Origin of the sequence: Legionella resiliens, from assembly GCF_021344005.1 — a bacterium.
GTDB classification, from domain to species: Bacteria; Pseudomonadota; Gammaproteobacteria; order Legionellales; family Legionellaceae; genus Legionella; species Legionella resiliens.
Genome location: NZ_JAJTND010000005.1, coordinates 121,004 through 137,037, shown reverse-complemented (window position 1 = coordinate 137,037; position 16,034 = coordinate 121,004). Strand labels below are relative to the sequence as shown.

Sequence of the window (16,034 nt, the reverse complement as noted above, 5' to 3'; positions counted from 1 at the left end):
GGCGTAAATCATATTATTTTTTAATAGAATTGGATGCATTCTCAAAACGACAGTAACTCAATAATCGTTAAAAAATAACCAAATACATTGATTTTTCCCCTATATGAATATAAAATAATCAATTTGTCAGCAAATTTTTAAAACTTATGAAAATTTTTTTAGTAGGAGGCGCAGTACGTGACAAATTACGTGGCGTTCTCCCCAAAGATAATGATTGGGTTGTTGTGGGTGCAACCTGGGACGCTATGTTAAAACTGGGATATAAACCAGTACATAGTGGCCAAGAAGCAAAAGATATTCCTGTATTTTTACATCCCGAAACTAAAGAAGAATATGCCCTTGCGCGATGCGAAAAGCGAACAGGCAGTGGTCATGCTGGTTTTGCGTTTGACATTTCTCCTACAATTACTTTAATGGATGATTTAAGTCGTCGAGATTTGACAATAAATGCTATGGCTTTACCATTTGCAGAAGAAAAACTGGGTGAATTGATTGATCCTTATAATGGAAAAGCTGATTTGGAGCATCATATATTAAGGCATGTATCACCAACATTTATTGAAGACCCTCTTCGATTAGTACGTGTTGCACGTTTTGCCGCGTGCTTAGGCTTTCAAGTAGCTCCGGAAACGATGGTGCTTATGAAACAGATGGTTGCTGAAAAGAAAGTCTGTGAATTGAGCTCTGAGCAAATCTGGAAGGAACTGGAACGTGCACTTATGGGAGCATATCCGGAAAATTTCTTCGATGTGCTCAAACAATGTGGTGCAGACAGTATTTTAATCCCCGATATGGATATATCAGACTCCAGCATTAAAGCGCTGCAACGAGCCGCTAATCATAAAGATTCGGCGTATGTTCGTTTCGCTGTTTTGATGCATAACCAGTCCCAAAATGAAATAAGTGCATTTTGCAAACAATTTAACATACCTAATCAATACCGTGATTTAGCGTTATTAACGAGTAAACATTTGGCGCAATTTCGACGTGTTCCTGAACTGAATGCAGGTGAATTATTGGATTTATTGACAAACATCGGTGCGTTCCATAATAAAGAACGTTTTGACAATTGCTTACGTATTTTTGAGCTGTGTACGCAAGACCCTTCGTCTATAGAACAAGTACGAAATGTCTTTCAAGCAGCCAAATCCATTAACACCAAAGAACTCGCTTCGAACTACATCGGCCATGAAATTAATAGAAAAATTAAAGTATTACGCATTGAAGCGATCCAACAATGTCTCAAAAGCCCGGACGACCGTCATTTGGTTGTCTTCAACATATAATGGAGAAAATTCAGGTGATTGCAACTGAATTTTCTCGTCACAACTCACTGAAAACCCAGTCCATCTCTACTCCGACGTCCCATCCCACGACTCGTTCGCGGGATCCAGAAGATCTGCAGTTGCAAGAATTCGGCACCTGCTATGAGGAAAAAGCTGTTCCTATTATTCCAGGATTTAAATTACCGATATCATCAGGCTATACTTAAAATAACTAATTAAAATAACATAATAATGGCACGAATTCTGGTTTTACAACATTCTCCTTATGAACCATTGGGTATCATTATTCATACTTTAAGAAAGATGAAGCTGCGTATTCGCTACGTCAATTTTGCCAGAGATCCTCATCAGCGAGTGGATGTGAATCGTTATCATGGCATTGTCGTTCTTGGCGGTGCCATGCATCCTAATGAGCTTGATGTGTACCCTCATCTAATTCACGAAATAGAATTATTGCGGGTAGCAATTGCTAAAGAAGTGCCAATATTAGGCATTTGCTTAGGCTCTCAACTACTGAATATAGCTTTGGGTGGGAGCTGTTATGTTTTAGACAAACCTGAGTTTGGATGGACACGAGTAGACAAATGTGGTGAACATGATTTATTTCGACTGTTCGATCCTCCACTCCATGTTTTTCAATGGCATCAATTTGCAAATCAGACAGCACCAGGTATTGATGTACTTTTAGAAAACAGCCAGTGTGTGCAAGCCTTTTGTCATCATAAAAGTGTGGGGCTCCAGTTTCATTTGGAGGTCGATGCCCATTTGATTCAAAGGTGGCTCGAACACCCAGACTATTTAGAGCATTTACGTCGCTATCTACAACCCGAAGATGTTCATGCGATTCATGCAGAGACCAAACTGCATTTACCCCAGTCAATGGCAATAGCGAAGCATTTTTTTGCTAATTTTTGCCGCTTGTTTCATAAAAAATCCTATGCTTTATCGTCATGGACAGCGGGAAGGGATTTATTTTAAGTTTCTATTGATGATTTAATGAGTCAGCAAGAATTGCCCATGCGGCAAAATGAAAAAGTTTAATGTAGCGATAAAATGAGTGATTTATAACCTAGGAGTTTAATATCGCTACATTTTGTATAATACCACTTTAATATTAATTGAATATTAACACTCTTAAAACTTTGTGAATTGGCAGTAAATACCTGGAATAGCATGAAATAACCCTCAAAATGCCTACATTCCGCCGCGTTTCGTGTTGGAGCCAGATCCATCGGAGGATATGCTTGATCATATTGAAGTTATCCCTATATAGGAGTTGGTGTGACGCTGTCTTTTGGGTTAGCTTCTCCGTTAGGGGGAACAGTAACTGGGGTGCCGTATATCATTCTTGAGAAGAAAGAGAACGCTCCTGAGAGGTAGCCGCCTGTCTCCACATTGGCTTTTTCTGGTTCTTTATTTTTTTCTTTGCTGCGATCCACGATACCAAAATGCTCAATAGCATGTTGTTCTGTCAATTTCATGAAAGAACCAGGCTCAGCAATGGGGGGAAGCTTCTCTGGCCTCTCTTTATAAAAGCGTTCTGCAGCGATTGCGACTAATTCATTAGCTTGTTTTAGCAAGCACAGTTCATCTACTTCAATTTTTTTGCTAGGGACCATCCCACGCAAAGCCGCCAAGTCATAGATAAAAATCTGAATTTGTTGATAAAGTTTTGCAAAATCTTCAATAGTATCAGCAAATTGCTCTTCATAGCTCTTAATAAGTTCCTCGATGGTATATTTTTCAACACCTTTTCCAGTCAGCTTTTTATAGATATGAGTTATTTTAATGGCTGTAGGGTGGTTGGGTAATTTTTTGTATTCTTCAGAGTTTATAATTTCATTCAGAATAACAGGAGAGCTATTTTCGATGTGATTTAATTGCATTAATAATGCACTAAAAAAGTGGGTGAAGCGATTGTCTATAGATTCTTGGAAGTAACTAAAATCTTTTTTCAATGCATGAGCTCGAACAACCAAGGTATGATTTATGCTGGTGAAACTTAATTCAAGCAGTGAGGTAATAAACTGCTTAATCATTGAATTATCTAGTGCAGAGAGTTCTTCAAATTTAGTAAATATATCAATAATGGATTGATATAGTGTCTCTTTTTCTTCTTGTTTCTCAATAGGAGACCAATCTTCATTTAAATATTGGTGGCTCACCTGACGAATCACGATACCAAATGTTTCCAACACATTTTTGCGAGTCACTTCAGAATCCAGGATTGATGTTTCTTTATTGGCGACTTTCTTTATGCTTTCTTCTAGGACTTTGCTTGCAGTATTGATCAGCTCGGCAAGATTTTTTCTTTTAGTATCAAGACCAAAAATTTTAAAAAAATGTGCTTGCATTAATAAAGCATGTTCTTCATTAACATAGCCAGAGTAAGTAGTAAATACATCATTGAAAAGACCATAGACACGTCCTTTATGCAAAATTCTGCGTTGCTTTATCAGGCCCATGTAGGAATAATGGGTTGAATTATATGCCTCATAGGCAATTTGATTTTTGGAGATCGCCGCATAAAGTGTCCGTAAAATGGTGGGAAAATCAAGAGTCGTTACATTAATTGACTTGACTCCAGCATCCATTCCCGAATATTTTCGGCCTAAAGCAGTATATTGATGAAAGATTTGAATGGCATCATTAAATTCAACTTGCTGCTTGCATAAGAAATTAAGTACCTTATATATCATTAATTTTTGGACATGGGTGGTCTTATACCCATCGGGGGAAACAATGATTCCTTGTTGGGAACCATCGTTTCCATTTGAGCCAGTCCCATGATGCCCGGGCATGGAGTAACAAATGAGATTTTGTTTTTCTTTAGAGATTACTTCAGGATAAATCGGAGTGAATCCCCAATCAGAACGTTCGTTTGCATAGTAGATTAATTCAGTATTTTTTATAATTTCCGGCAATATAAAAAATCGGTCGTCATACCAAGTAATCGGAAAACAATCTCCGGGGACAGGATCTATACCAAAAAAGTTTATTGAGCTAGGTGGCAGATGTGTTTTTAGGTTATTAAACCATTGCTCTTGCTCTTCTTTGGGTATTAAATTTATTTGGGATTTTATAGGCTCTATAATATCTGGCGTATTATTTTTTGGTGTACCCTTGTATCGTTTGGTTTGCTGTTCAGCCAACTGCTTCAATACTTCTTCAAAGGTAGTACATCCAGAAATAATTGTTTGTATTGCTTGCAATTCATGGGCTATTAAAATCGATTCAACTGCGCCTCTACTATGAGCAAGAATGTTGATTCGAGTTTGTCCACGGGCTACGGCCTTTAATATTGCCACCAAGCCCAGGGCAATTTTCTCTCCTACATTAGAACCATCTGTTGTAGGTCCATTAATTACAGTAATTTCATCAGTTTGAAAAGGATATGGATTTTTTGCATCTACTTTTGCCGCTTTAGGAAGGAGATTTGTTTTAATTAAAGAAGAAACTACACTCAATGTTTCTCCTTTAGGATAATCTTTTACTTTTGCTCCCTTAGTATAAGGAGAAGGTTTAGCAGTTTGTTTTAATTCGGGGGTAAAGTCAGTGAGTGTTCCTAGCATTGTGAGTGTGAATGGCTGTTTTTCAATTTTACCGTCCATAGTAGATGCCCCATAGTGTGACACAATGATTCATTATAGACACTATTGAATATAAAAATAAACAAGTAAGCTTATTGAAAAAATAGACATTCATTCTCAAAAGTGTAATGTTTTCCTTAAATTGTAAAAATCGTACAACAGGCTATTCTTTATCAATCCACTCTATCTCAGGATGATAACTATGAATTCACTTAAGGGACTTAAAATAGCTATTTTATTGACAGATGGTTTTGAGCAAGTAGAAATGGTAAAGCCTAGAAGCGCCTTGCAAGATCAAGGAGCGCAAACTTTTCTTATTTCAAATAAATCAACAGTTCAGGGATGGAATCATGCAGATAAAGCAGATTCTTTTGATGTGGATGTACTCTTGGAAAATGCAAATCCAAACGAGTTTGATGCATTACTCCTACCTGGAGGAGTAATGAATCCAGATACATTAAGGACTTTACCTGAAGCTGTAGCGTTCACAAAAAAAGTTAATGAACAACAAAAAACCATAGCCGCTATTTGTCATGGCCCCTGGCTTCTTATTAATGCTATGGCCGTTAAAGATAAACGGCTGACTTCTTGGCCTTCGGTGAAAACTGATTTAATTAATGCAGGAGGAGTATGGGTCGATCAGGCTGTGGTTAAGGATGGAAATTTAATTACCAGCAGAAAGCCTGATGATATCCCCGAGTTTAACCAAGCAATTATAGAACAATTGAGTGATTATAAAGCAAAAGCATAAACATATTAATAGGTTGGGTCATTTTGACCATGAAGTATCGTCACTTTTTTATAAGAGCCGCCAATAATTTTTTCGCCTACGTACCGCGCTTTATGCGCGGTATCCAGATGATCTTTTAAGATACTGCTGGGTTTCTCTAAAGCAAGATCCCCTGGATACCGCGCATAAAGCGCGGTACGTAGAGAAATTTACAAGTTCGTAGAGAAATTTACAAGTTCGTAGAGAAATTTACAAGTTCGTAGAGAAATTTACAAGTTCATAGAGAAATTTACAAGTTCATAGAGAAATTTACAAGTTCATAGAGAAATTTTAAATGAAAAACTGACGATCCCTCAGGTCATTTTGACCCAACCTTAAAGTTAGGGGCTGACTCTCTTCTATAAGAGCCTGATCCAGCTTGATGGTATTTCATATTTTATTAAGTTATTCTTTTAAAATAATATTAAGTTCTGATAAAAGATATTACAATTTTCAACAATTAAATGCTAATTTAAGCGTTGCAAGAGCAAATTAGCTGATCTTGATTTTTTACGTGGAGAAATCTGAAAAAGATAGGTTATATTAAATTTCCTTGTGGGTTGGAGTTTTGCATCTTTTCAAGAGGTTGTGCGGCTTTTATAATATTAATGATCCGTCTATATTTATAAAGAGGAAATGAAAGGATATTCATAATGAAACGAAGTAAAAAACTGTGTTTTATGCTGGCTTATTTGTTGGTGATACTGCCTTTTATTGGTTTTTATTTCGGTGATTTTTATACTTTTCTCCCTTTTTTTATATTATTCACATTGATTCCGCTGATTGATACTTGGTTCGTTGATCCAGACAATCCAGAGAGTACTCAAGAACATATACTATTAAAGGACAGATATTTCAAACTTCTTACCTGGATGTATGTCCCTTTGCAATATTGTTTTTTGATACTTGCGACTTATCTGCTCATACATTTCCCTTTAACAGCAACAGAGTTTATTGGGTTTAGTTTATCAATTGGACTTCTGACAGGGGGGATTGGAATTACTCTTGCTCATGAACTCATGCATAAAAACTCCATCACTGATCAAACCCTAAGTAAACTGTTATTGGTCAGTGTATGCTATGGCCATTTTTTTATTGAACATGTCCGTGGACATCATGTTCATGTGGCTACACCCAAAGATCCTGCAACATCTCGGTTAGGGGAAGGTTTATACCAGTTTTTACCTAGAACAATCATTGGTTCTTTTCGTTCTGCTGTGAACATAGAGTACAAGCGTTTAAATCGTCTGGGATATTCATGGTTCCATTTGAAAAATCAGTTCTGGTGGATAATTAGCATGCCTATTATTTTAGCAATGGCTCTTTTTTATTATGGTGGATGGAGTGCTCTTTTTTTCTTCATTCTTCAATCTTTGACCGCCATTATTTTGTTGGAAGTCATTAACTATATTGAACATTATGGTTTGGAACGCAAGAAACTAGCTAATGGATCCTATGAGAAAGTTTCAGAGCAACATTCATGGAATGCGAGTCATTGGCTTAGTAATATGCTCCTTTTCCAACTGCAAAGGCATTCCGATCATCATGTTCATGGAGCACGCCCTTATCAATTATTAAGGCATATTGACTCAAGTCCCCAGCTTCCTTCAGGTTATTTGGGAATGATAATTCTGGCTCTTTGCCCCCCATTATGGAGAAAGGTAATGGATAAGAGGGTATTTGCCAAACGCTCGCTAAATCGATGAGTTCTATTTCAGTGTGTGATTAAGGATAATTGGGTTATTTTTTTACGATAACATTTTTTAACATATCGCTAGACGCTTCTAAAGCATCATTAATTTTTGATACTACATCATAATTCGAATGAAAAAATTTGGGGGAATGTCGGCTCGTCCTTTCAACAGGTTTGGCTAAAGCGGTTGCTTCTTCGTCTGTTATTTCTGCTGCTTTAATATAGGTCTTAATTGATTGTCGCAGCGTCTTATCTAATTGAGATATAACTTCATAATAATTATTTGATTCATCAATAGGCTTAGCAAAGTCTCTAGTGAGTTGTTCGGTAGCACTCCGTACCTCATTTATTTTTCGTTGGATAATTTGGTATTTTTCATTATTTACACCATATTTTTTTTCTAACCTATTGCTAATTTCTATAAGAGCGTTCTCCAAATTTACTGCTGCTGCAATAATTACTCCCTGTTTTTTTTGAAAAAGTTCATAAACAGCAACAATATGTTCTTGAGTATTATATTTTCTGAGGTAATCGGTATTATAATTTCTAATTGGGTTAAAAGTATGTTTGGAAGGATTAAAATCTTCTACATGATTCGTATAAACATCTGAAGCTTCGTCATATTCCTGATAGTAATTTTTAGTTCGAGAACGGTATTCTGAAGCAGGATATACATCATCAGACCAAGGATCACAAATATAAGCATCCTTACCCCAAGTCTCTGGTTTCTTGGGATCACTACCTTTTTGTCTCCCCACTACAAGTACGACGTGATTGCCACCTGCTAATTGAAAAACTTCTGCATTCACGTGAGGAACATAATGAGCAATATAATCTAAAGCCAGTTCAGAAAGCTCATTACAATTCCCAATTGAATATTTTTTACTGCATTCAATGGATTGGTAAAACTCATAAATATAATAGTCAAACTCCAACCATGAGCTTGCAGACTCCTGAGATTTTTCCCTTATAGCTTTTACTGCTTCACTTAGACTTTTTCTCTTATCAATATGATAAGTATTATTAATAAGTTGAGTTGCGCCTTCTATTATGAATTCTCTGGCGTATTTATTAGCAAGATGAGCGGCATCCTTATTTGAATAAGGGACAATAGCCTTTGGGAGTCTCATAATTAAACAAATTGATCGATTTAAATAAAATTATAGCTGAGAAGAGTTCAAATTTCATACCACAGAAGAAACTTCATAAGAGTACAGGTTTTTTGCTGTCAACTAATGATAGGTCGTTAAGTCACAACAAGACACGTACTGAGATGTTTATTGCTTCTCAGTTAACCTAGCTATACTTAAAGTTAATTCATATTTCGTTAGAGGTAATTTACTATGATTATTGACGTTCATGCACATTGCTTTCCCAAAGAATATCTTGATGATATTGAAAAAAAAGGAGCGGATTTGGTTAATGTGGCTCGCTATATGAAAGCTGGAACCGATGAGCAAGAATTAGCGGCGCGCTTTGCCGTAATGGAAACCGCTGGCGTGGATTTACAAGTGCTTTCAATGGTGCCTCAAGTTCCTTATTTTGCAAATAAAGAGGATGCCGTGAACAGTGCAAAAATGGCCAATAATCTTTACGCGCAGCTTATTACTAAATATCCAAAACGTTTCCAGGCATTTGGGATTTTTCCTCTGCCGCATATCCAGGAGTCATTAGATGAAATTAAACGTTGCTTTGATGAGTTGGGGATGTGGGGAGTTACCCTGACGACCACTGTCTTGCAGCAATCTATTGTCGAAGCAAACCGTTTTGAGGCCATTTTTGCTGAGCTAAATCGCAGAAAAGCGATTGTCTTTTTGCATCCTGCCGGTTGTTGCACCGGAGAGCAGACCAAGGTTTTTGGTCTAACGTGGATGATTGGTGCTCCATTTGAGGACACTTATGGCGTGCTGCATTTGATTTTATCTGGTGTCACTTCACGTTTCCCGGATATCCGGTTTATTAGCACCCACCTCGGCGGATATTTGCCGATGATTATGCAACGTATTGATAATTTATATACAGATTGGGGAGAGGGTGAGATAAACGGCAAGCCCAGTGATTTTATAAAGAAATTTTGGGTGGACACAGTTGCTCATGGCCATATTCCAGCCTTGCGTAATGCTGTTGATGTTTATCCCTCGGATCATTTGCTGTTAGGTACAGATTACCCTTATGCAAATCAAGATAAATACGTCAGGGCTGTTGATTATATTAAACAAGCGAATCTTACAGAGGATCTAGTCCAAAAAATTTTAGCTGATAACGCCAGGGAGTTGTTTAGAAAGTAGGTTCTGCCCTGAGGGATAGTTTTCATTTTAAATTTCTCTACGTATTGCTTAAATTTCTCTACGTACCGCATAAATTTCTCTACGTACCGCGCTTTATGCGCGGTAACCAGAATGTTTTTTTAAGATGCCGCTGAGCATTTCTATAGCAAGAACCCCTGGATACCGCGCATAAAGCGCGGTAGGTAAGCGAAGAAATTAATCGCGGTACGTAGACGAAAAAATTAGTGGAGGTTTCTCATCAAAAAAAGACGATACCTCAGGGTATTCTGCCCCAAAGGATTAGAAAAACCAGGATTGGTTGGTGAGAGCAAAAATGGCCAAAGCTTACCTATATATTACTAGACACGCAATATCTGTCTGTATACAGGGGCAATACATTTCACCTCTGAACCGAATTTCTTTAACATCTTTTGTGTCGCAATCAATTTGGCGTCAACAATCTTATCTGTTTCATGATGGTCATTATGATGTAATATAAGTTGCTTTGCATTGGCCAAGTGTGCAAATTCACTTATTTGCCTGGGGCAGGAATGCCCCCATGACACCCGTCCCGCATCGTATTCTTCGTCTGTAAATGAGCAATCTACAATTAAAATATCTGAATCCATTGTAAACTTAATAAGATTACGTACAAAATCAGCATTATATAAGTGGTATGATTTATCATAGAGTTCATTATCAGTTATATAGCTTATGATTTTATTATTATATTGAATTTTATAACCATATGTTGCACATGGATGCTGAAGCGCGATAGTTGCTATTTTGATAGTATCAATTTTAAAATTTTGATCCGCCATTAAATCATGATATGAAATGGTAGAGGGTAAATTATCAATTTTAACTGGAAAATATAAGCCATCCATGAGTCCTGCTAGTAACTCATGAACGCTTTTTACTCCTTGTGGTGGGCCATAAAAATTGAATCGATTTCCAGGATGATATAATGGTTTAAAAAATGTTAATCCATGTATGTGATCCCAATGCTCGTGTGAGATAAAAATATCCGCCTCTATAGGGTTTTGGTTTCTGATGATTAGCTCATTACCTAATGGGATTATTCCAGAACCTGCGTCTAATATGATCGCGCGTTCATTTACAAAATTTAATGTGAGGCATGAAGTGTGCCCACCATATTTGATAAAATCTTTTCCTGGTGCAGGAAATGCACCCGTTATCCCCCAGAATTCAATATCAATCTTGTCTTCAATAATACGATTAAGTTGATCAGTAAATAATTCAATGCGGTTAATTTGATAAATACAACCATGTGCACCTAATTTATATGGGTTAATGTTTTTATTGCTAGGATCTAAAGAGAGAATGACGACCTTATATATATTTGATTTACAAAGTTTTTTGATCTTTTCAGTGGGGGTATTTTGATCAGCTAATACATAGTCGGGTTTGATTTTATTCACTTCAACGAGTATATCCTCCGTATTATCTGTAGAGAACGTGATATGTCCTGATGCTTTCAGTTCGTTTGTAATTAACTTAATTATATTGGGATCTTGATGAACGAGATAAATGCGTAATGGCTTCTGAGGAGTATGAATTTCCATATTCTGATTAGACTCCATCAATTAATATAGATATAGTATGGCATATAAAGAGAAAAGCATTTTTTAAACATCATTATTAATAATTGGTCATACTAGAAATAAAATGAGTACGATTAGCTTCTTTCTACTATCTGGATCTTACTATAAGAAATCCTGGTAGCTTGTGGCCGTGATTTGTAATTGTTTCCTTAATTTATTCCTTGCATACATTTTTAGACGTCAGTTTTGTTTATTTATTCGCAATAAATTTGTCATGTGCGCAAATATCGTCCTAATATTATATTAATTATACTATTTGAAGCTCGGTCTTATGTGGCGTGATGTTCCAAATCTCAAAGATTGGGAAAAATTATGTGAAAAGTGTGGATTAACTGCAAGTGAGGTTAATACTCTTCTAGCACCGGTTACCCAAGCCTTGCAAAAGTATCATTCAATTCCAAAAACACAATTAGAATTACTCGATAAAAGAATGAAATTACTTTCTCAGATAAATAATATGTGCACTCATTTAATGGGAACAGAACCCAAAGTGGTGGAACCATTAGTGATTATCCAAAAACTCGCTGAAAACAAGGCAATTTATCTAGAAAAATTAAAGGATTATTATAAAAAAGCTAAGCCCCGACACGTGTTAAAGAATGAATTGCTGCGAACACTTAAAGAGCGAGAAGAAACCCATTGTAATAACCCTTTATTACGTCTTTCTGGCGCAACTTTAATCGAACGTTTAGATCCTGCTCATCGCACAATTGAATTTAAATACAGTGATATTGAAAAAGGTTTCAACCGTGCCTGTTACCCCATGAATACTGCATTCTATGAGTGGGTTAGAGAAATTGACCCGCCTCCCTTTTTTTTATGGTTAGAAGAGCATCCACTGACAACCGCCTTAGAAGGTGTGAGTGACAATTGGACAGACGCTTATAAAACGAAGGTCACTTCAGTCGATTATGAATTACGAGATAAAGTTCAAGTTAAAATCGACGATAAAAAGTTGAAAATTATTTCCAAAGATTCTTTAGCAGAAACCCCTCTCCTAAATACAGCACGTTTGAAAAACCTCTTTTTTAAAATGGGCATGCCCTATGGCGGATCAGCTTTTGTATGGGATAAATTTAATGATAACCTATTCCATGTTCATCCTCATAAAGCAGGAGTTTTTCACCACTCTTCACTGTTTCAGGGGCGTAAAGTGCGTTGTGCTGGAATGTGGCTGGTTAAAGATGGGATGGTGGCGATGATTAGTAACAGCAGTGGGCATTATAAACCGGATACATTACATTTTTATCAATTAATTCGTTTTCTTCATGAGAAAGGAGTAGTCAATAATTGTACCTCAGTTGCTGATTTCTTACGTCCTTTGCCTTACTCAGAAGGAACTCGGATACCTAGCAGTTTTATTCCGCTTCAAGAATACCTTACATGGGCTGAGGGGCAACCCGCTGTGGCACAGTATCTGGAAACAGAAAAATTGCAGCCATTAACCCCACCGCAACAGAATGTTGCAGGAACACTGGGAGCAAACGGAGGTTAATTCACATCCCCCTATCTATTATATAAAAAATAAAAGCCGTTATACCTCAATTGAAAACATCGAGGTTGGACATTTTGCGAATAAAAATTTCATTTTTCCTCACAAGACTGCATTTATAATGTAATCTTAAAGCCTTTTTCACTTGCAGATTAAAGATGCAACTGTATCTTCTACACATCTCTGAAAAACCAGACCAGCTTTATTCCCACTCCCGCGGCTTGTCCCTGAACGATCGTCAGTTTTTTAAATTTATCATGTACCACTTAAGTTTCTCTACGTACTGCTTTCCTACGTACCGCGCTTTATGCGCGGTATCCAGAACGATATTTTAAGATGCCGCTGAGCATTTCTATAGCAAGATCCCCTGGATACCGCGCATAAAGCGCGGTACGTAGACTAAGAAATTAAGCGCGGTACGTAGGCGAAAAATTTAGTGGAGGTTTCTCAAAACTGACGATACCGCAGGTAAACAGACCCTGAACGATCGTCAGTTTTTTGAATTTATCATGTACCACTTAAGTTTCTCTACGTACTGCGCTTTATGCCTGAGATATGGTCACTTTTTGTGACCATATCTCAGGGCTTGTCCGCGGGATCCAGAAGATCTGCACTAAAACACTGTACCCCGCAGTCAAGATATGGGGCGTATGCAGAGATGTAAAGCAAGAGACAGGTTGCTCGTAACCAGTCTAAGGTTGCGAGCCTCCCATTGATCTTAAATCGTTATTGATTATTGTTAATCTAGATATATAGATTTCAGCAAGCGCGGGATCATTTACAACTTTAGAAAATTTGCCCCACACAATATGATCCTCATTTTTATCAGTAGGATATAACATCCATGATTCGGAATATTTATCTTTTAGAAATGCAATTGCCATATTATTTAAGCCAATAATGCTATGAATAAACACGTTTTTCGCATCTTGATGGTTTTGATACACCGAAGCCATTCCCATGATTAATTCAAAATAGATACTTGCTATGTCATGAGGATCTGCGTCTTTTAAAAGATCAATCTTAATTTTTTCTGATGGCCATCTAATTATTGGAACTTCATATATTCCATAAATTTCCCTAACAATAGGCAACGGATTAGAAATACTCTCACCCATACTGTCATTATCAATTAAAGAGAAAATATTTGTTTCAATATTATAAAAAGTATTTTCTGGATGAAAATCATCATGAATTACCGATCGCAAATTTCTTGGGGATATAAATTGCTCCGCTCCAATAATACTTTTATGTAATTCACTGGTTTGACGACCAATAGTATAAAAAGTATCTTTAAGTTTGTTTATATCTTTATTTTGAAGCAGTTCATAACTCATTATTTTGAACAGTTCTTTTCCTTGAGCCGCCTCAAGAATAGCAAAATAATAAATATTATTATCATTTTTTACCTTGTAATATTGGATTAACTTACTTAAACAAATGGTAGCCGCTTCAGGATTATTTTGAATCGCTTCCAGTTTTGAATAGTTTTGTAATGCAAACAAAGACTCTGCTTCTTTTTTCGAAGAAAGCCCTTTTATAACAAATTTCATTTGATTATCTATATAAACGAGATAGATAAAGTTATTTGCAGCACCTGCTTTTAATTGTGTGACCGACACATTCTGTTCATTAAAACCATTTGCGGCGGCAAAATGTTTCGCGACATAAAGAGCAACTTCAGGATCCCATATTTTGGTGACTTTCTGAGAAATATTCCCAAAGTCATATTGCTCAATATTTGAGGCTATAGAGTTACTGGGCAATAAACAGACAGTTAGAATACTAACAATAAAAATATAATTTAATAGTGTTAGGGTTTTGGATTTAAGAATGGAAAAGTTCAATTAATATCTCGAGGATTAAAAATGATCAGATTGTATGTCAACTGACATACATTGATCAATAGGATTTGAAGTTTAGGGAGCAAGCGTTGTACTCGAACATCTTCATATCATCTGGAGATTTCCTGAAGTAGACGGGGTATTTTATATTCTATTTATTCTTCAGTGGTAATAATATGCACTACATTATCAGAGTGAATTTCAATGTTAAGCATTCGACACGCATTTAAGATTTCGTCAACACACAACTCATTATCATAAAAATCAAAAAAATCTCTGTGAATGTTACTACTGAGAGAATTTAACGAACAGCCATAAATCGATGAAACGGCACTATTTCTTCCGTCAGAAAGACTAACTCTCACGACTCTGCCATAATCTGTGGACAGGGCGCACCTCATTACCTGGCTATTAGAAAAAATTGAATTCAAAAAAAATGAATTAAAACACTGGCAGGCAAATAAATTGTTATTGACCAATAAAACCATTGTCAGCACAGACATTAACAGAGTATTTTTTAAAGTGAGCATATGATCGACGTCAAAATCAAATCCATTTTTTTAATTATAGAACACTGCTGAGTGTCCTTATCATGGATGCTAAATCTCTTTTAATCGCACTTATAGTTCATTTCAAAAACTCAATTATCTTAATTATTAATAAAACCATGAGATTAATAACTAAGTTAAATTGCGTTGAAGCCAAGTAGGTGCTAAATTTTAATTGGTAACCTCATCAATAAATTACATTGATGACCTAAGAGAAAACGATAAGTGCCTACATTTTTCTGAACGAGTAAAATGCATGACCACCCGGATTCTTTTGGGCGGCTGTTTTAGCTTTTAGTCGTATATGACACGCAATTATCGGACTTAGAAGTGTATACTAATCAAGGAGAAAAAAAATGAAGAAGAAGATGATTCCTATGCTAGCCTCAATTTTACTGATGAATCTTGCATATGGTAGTAATGAGGCAACTATCAGTAGTAATGATGCAGCTAATAATAGTTCTGGCCATCAAGCATCTAAAGCAGATGTTCACACACATATCACCGATTTTGAACTCATCAGCGAAGGCTCTTCTCCCGATTGCGAGAAATTCTTTGGCCAAGTTCTAAAAGAAAAAAGCTTTACTTGGAAAAAAGGAGAACAGACCCTCCTCCCAGGAGGTCATTCTGTTAGTCACAAAGAACGCATTATGAAAAATTATGCAGACCATGATCAAGCCTTAATTCGGCATAAAGTCCAGTTTAATGGTCAAGAAACAGCAGATGTCATTGTTGGATTTACAAAAAACAAAACCAATAAAGATGAAGCAGCAAGCGGTCTTATGATGGTAGTCAACTGGGTTGACGCCCAAGGAAAACCTGAAGATAGAACCTGTTTGTTTTCTTTTAAAGAGAAAATAGAAAAATAAAGAAGAAATGATGTTGGTACGTTAAATCGTTAAGAGAGAGTTTTACTCGTC

The 16,034-nt window shown here is 36.5% G+C and carries 11 protein-coding genes; 7 read left to right on the top strand and 4 right to left on the bottom strand.

The annotated features are described in order from the left end of the window. Positions 1-146 precede the first annotated feature (146 nt). Together LXO92_RS13215 and LXO92_RS13210 are read left to right on the top strand one after the other, a co-directional pair. Entirely contained in the window at positions 147-1,286 is a 1,140-nt protein-coding gene (locus LXO92_RS13215; RefSeq protein WP_182350016.1) for a tRNA nucleotidyltransferase/poly(A) polymerase-related protein, read from the top strand. 231 nt (positions 1,287-1,517) lie between these two features. Further along, positions 1,518-2,264 carry a type 1 glutamine amidotransferase gene (locus LXO92_RS13210; RefSeq protein ID WP_182350015.1) on the top strand — a complete coding sequence of 249 codons (747 nt, stop codon included), beginning with the start codon at positions 1,518-1,520 and terminating at the stop codon, positions 2,262-2,264. A gap of 287 nt (positions 2,265-2,551) precedes the next feature. Here LXO92_RS13210 and LXO92_RS13205 read toward each other — a convergent pair whose 3' ends face one another. Beyond that, entirely contained in the window at positions 2,552-4,897 is a 2,346-nt protein-coding gene (locus LXO92_RS13205) for a hypothetical protein (RefSeq protein WP_182350014.1), read from the bottom strand. 181 nt (positions 4,898-5,078) lie between these two features. On the opposite strand from LXO92_RS13205, the gene LXO92_RS13200 reads away from it, so the two are divergent. Together LXO92_RS13200 and LXO92_RS13195 are read left to right on the top strand one after the other, a co-directional pair. Beyond that, on the top strand, positions 5,079-5,627 hold the full coding sequence (locus tag LXO92_RS13200) for a type 1 glutamine amidotransferase domain-containing protein (RefSeq protein WP_182350013.1): 549 nt from the start codon (positions 5,079-5,081) through the stop codon (positions 5,625-5,627). A gap of 671 nt (positions 5,628-6,298) precedes the next feature. Next, the gene (locus LXO92_RS13195; RefSeq protein WP_182350012.1) at positions 6,299-7,351 is read left to right on the top strand and encodes an alkane 1-monooxygenase; all 1,053 of its coding nucleotides are present in this window, start codon (positions 6,299-6,301) and stop codon (positions 7,349-7,351) included. 34 nt (positions 7,352-7,385) lie between these two features. On the opposite strand, the gene LXO92_RS13190 is transcribed toward LXO92_RS13195, so the two are convergent. Then, positions 7,386-8,468: a hypothetical protein gene (locus LXO92_RS13190; protein WP_182350011.1), complete on the bottom strand. Its 1,083-nt coding sequence runs from the start codon at positions 8,466-8,468 to the stop codon at positions 7,386-7,388. A gap of 213 nt (positions 8,469-8,681) precedes the next feature. Here LXO92_RS13190 and LXO92_RS13185 point away from each other — a divergent pair, with 213 nt between their 5' ends. After that, a complete protein-coding gene (locus tag LXO92_RS13185; protein ID WP_182350010.1) occupies positions 8,682-9,626 on the top strand; it encodes an amidohydrolase family protein in 945 nt (314 codons plus the stop codon). 338 nt (positions 9,627-9,964) lie between these two features. Here LXO92_RS13185 and LXO92_RS13180 read toward each other — a convergent pair whose 3' ends face one another. After that, positions 9,965-11,047: an MBL fold metallo-hydrolase gene (locus LXO92_RS13180; RefSeq protein ID WP_232891146.1), complete on the bottom strand. Its 1,083-nt coding sequence runs from the start codon at positions 11,045-11,047 to the stop codon at positions 9,965-9,967. A 454-nt stretch (positions 11,048-11,501) separates the two neighbouring features. Between LXO92_RS13180 and LXO92_RS13175 the strand changes: the two genes are divergently transcribed. Next, positions 11,502-12,725, top strand: coding sequence for a hypothetical protein (locus tag LXO92_RS13175; protein WP_182350008.1), 1,224 nt, complete (start codon positions 11,502-11,504; stop codon positions 12,723-12,725). 689 nt (positions 12,726-13,414) lie between these two features. Here LXO92_RS13175 and LXO92_RS13170 read toward each other — a convergent pair. Continuing rightward, positions 13,415-14,275, bottom strand: coding sequence for a serine kinase (locus LXO92_RS13170; protein WP_232891145.1), 861 nt, complete (start codon positions 14,273-14,275; stop codon positions 13,415-13,417). 1,195 nt (positions 14,276-15,470) lie between these two features. Here LXO92_RS13170 and LXO92_RS13165 point away from each other — a divergent pair. Then, positions 15,471-15,983, top strand: a complete 513-nt coding sequence (locus LXO92_RS13165; protein ID WP_232891144.1) for a hypothetical protein — start codon at positions 15,471-15,473, stop codon at positions 15,981-15,983. The last annotated feature ends 51 nt before the right edge of the window (positions 15,984-16,034 follow it).

Excerpts from the sequence above, each read along its gene's own strand:
- LXO92_RS13215 (WP_182350016.1), top strand. The coding sequence starts at position 147 with ATGAAAATTTTTTTAGTAGGAGGCGCAGTACGTGACAAATTACGTGGC.
- LXO92_RS13210 (WP_182350015.1), top strand. The coding sequence starts at position 1,518 with ATGGCACGAATTCTGGTTTTACAACATTCTCCTTATGAACCATTGGGT.
- LXO92_RS13205 (WP_182350014.1), bottom strand. The coding sequence starts at position 4,897 with ATGGACGGTAAAATTGAAAAACAGCCATTCACACTCACAATGCTAGGA.
- LXO92_RS13200 (WP_182350013.1), top strand. The coding sequence starts at position 5,079 with ATGAATTCACTTAAGGGACTTAAAATAGCTATTTTATTGACAGATGGT.
- LXO92_RS13195 (WP_182350012.1), top strand. The coding sequence starts at position 6,299 with ATGAAACGAAGTAAAAAACTGTGTTTTATGCTGGCTTATTTGTTGGTG.
- LXO92_RS13190 (WP_182350011.1), bottom strand. The coding sequence starts at position 8,468 with ATGAGACTCCCAAAGGCTATTGTCCCTTATTCAAATAAGGATGCCGCT.
- LXO92_RS13185 (WP_182350010.1), top strand. The coding sequence starts at position 8,682 with ATGATTATTGACGTTCATGCACATTGCTTTCCCAAAGAATATCTTGAT.
- LXO92_RS13175 (WP_182350008.1), top strand. The coding sequence starts at position 11,502 with ATGTGGCGTGATGTTCCAAATCTCAAAGATTGGGAAAAATTATGTGAA.
- LXO92_RS13170 (WP_232891145.1), bottom strand. The coding sequence starts at position 14,275 with ATGAAATTTGTTATAAAAGGGCTTTCTTCGAAAAAAGAAGCAGAGTCT.
- LXO92_RS13165 (WP_232891144.1), top strand. The coding sequence starts at position 15,471 with ATGAAGAAGAAGATGATTCCTATGCTAGCCTCAATTTTACTGATGAAT.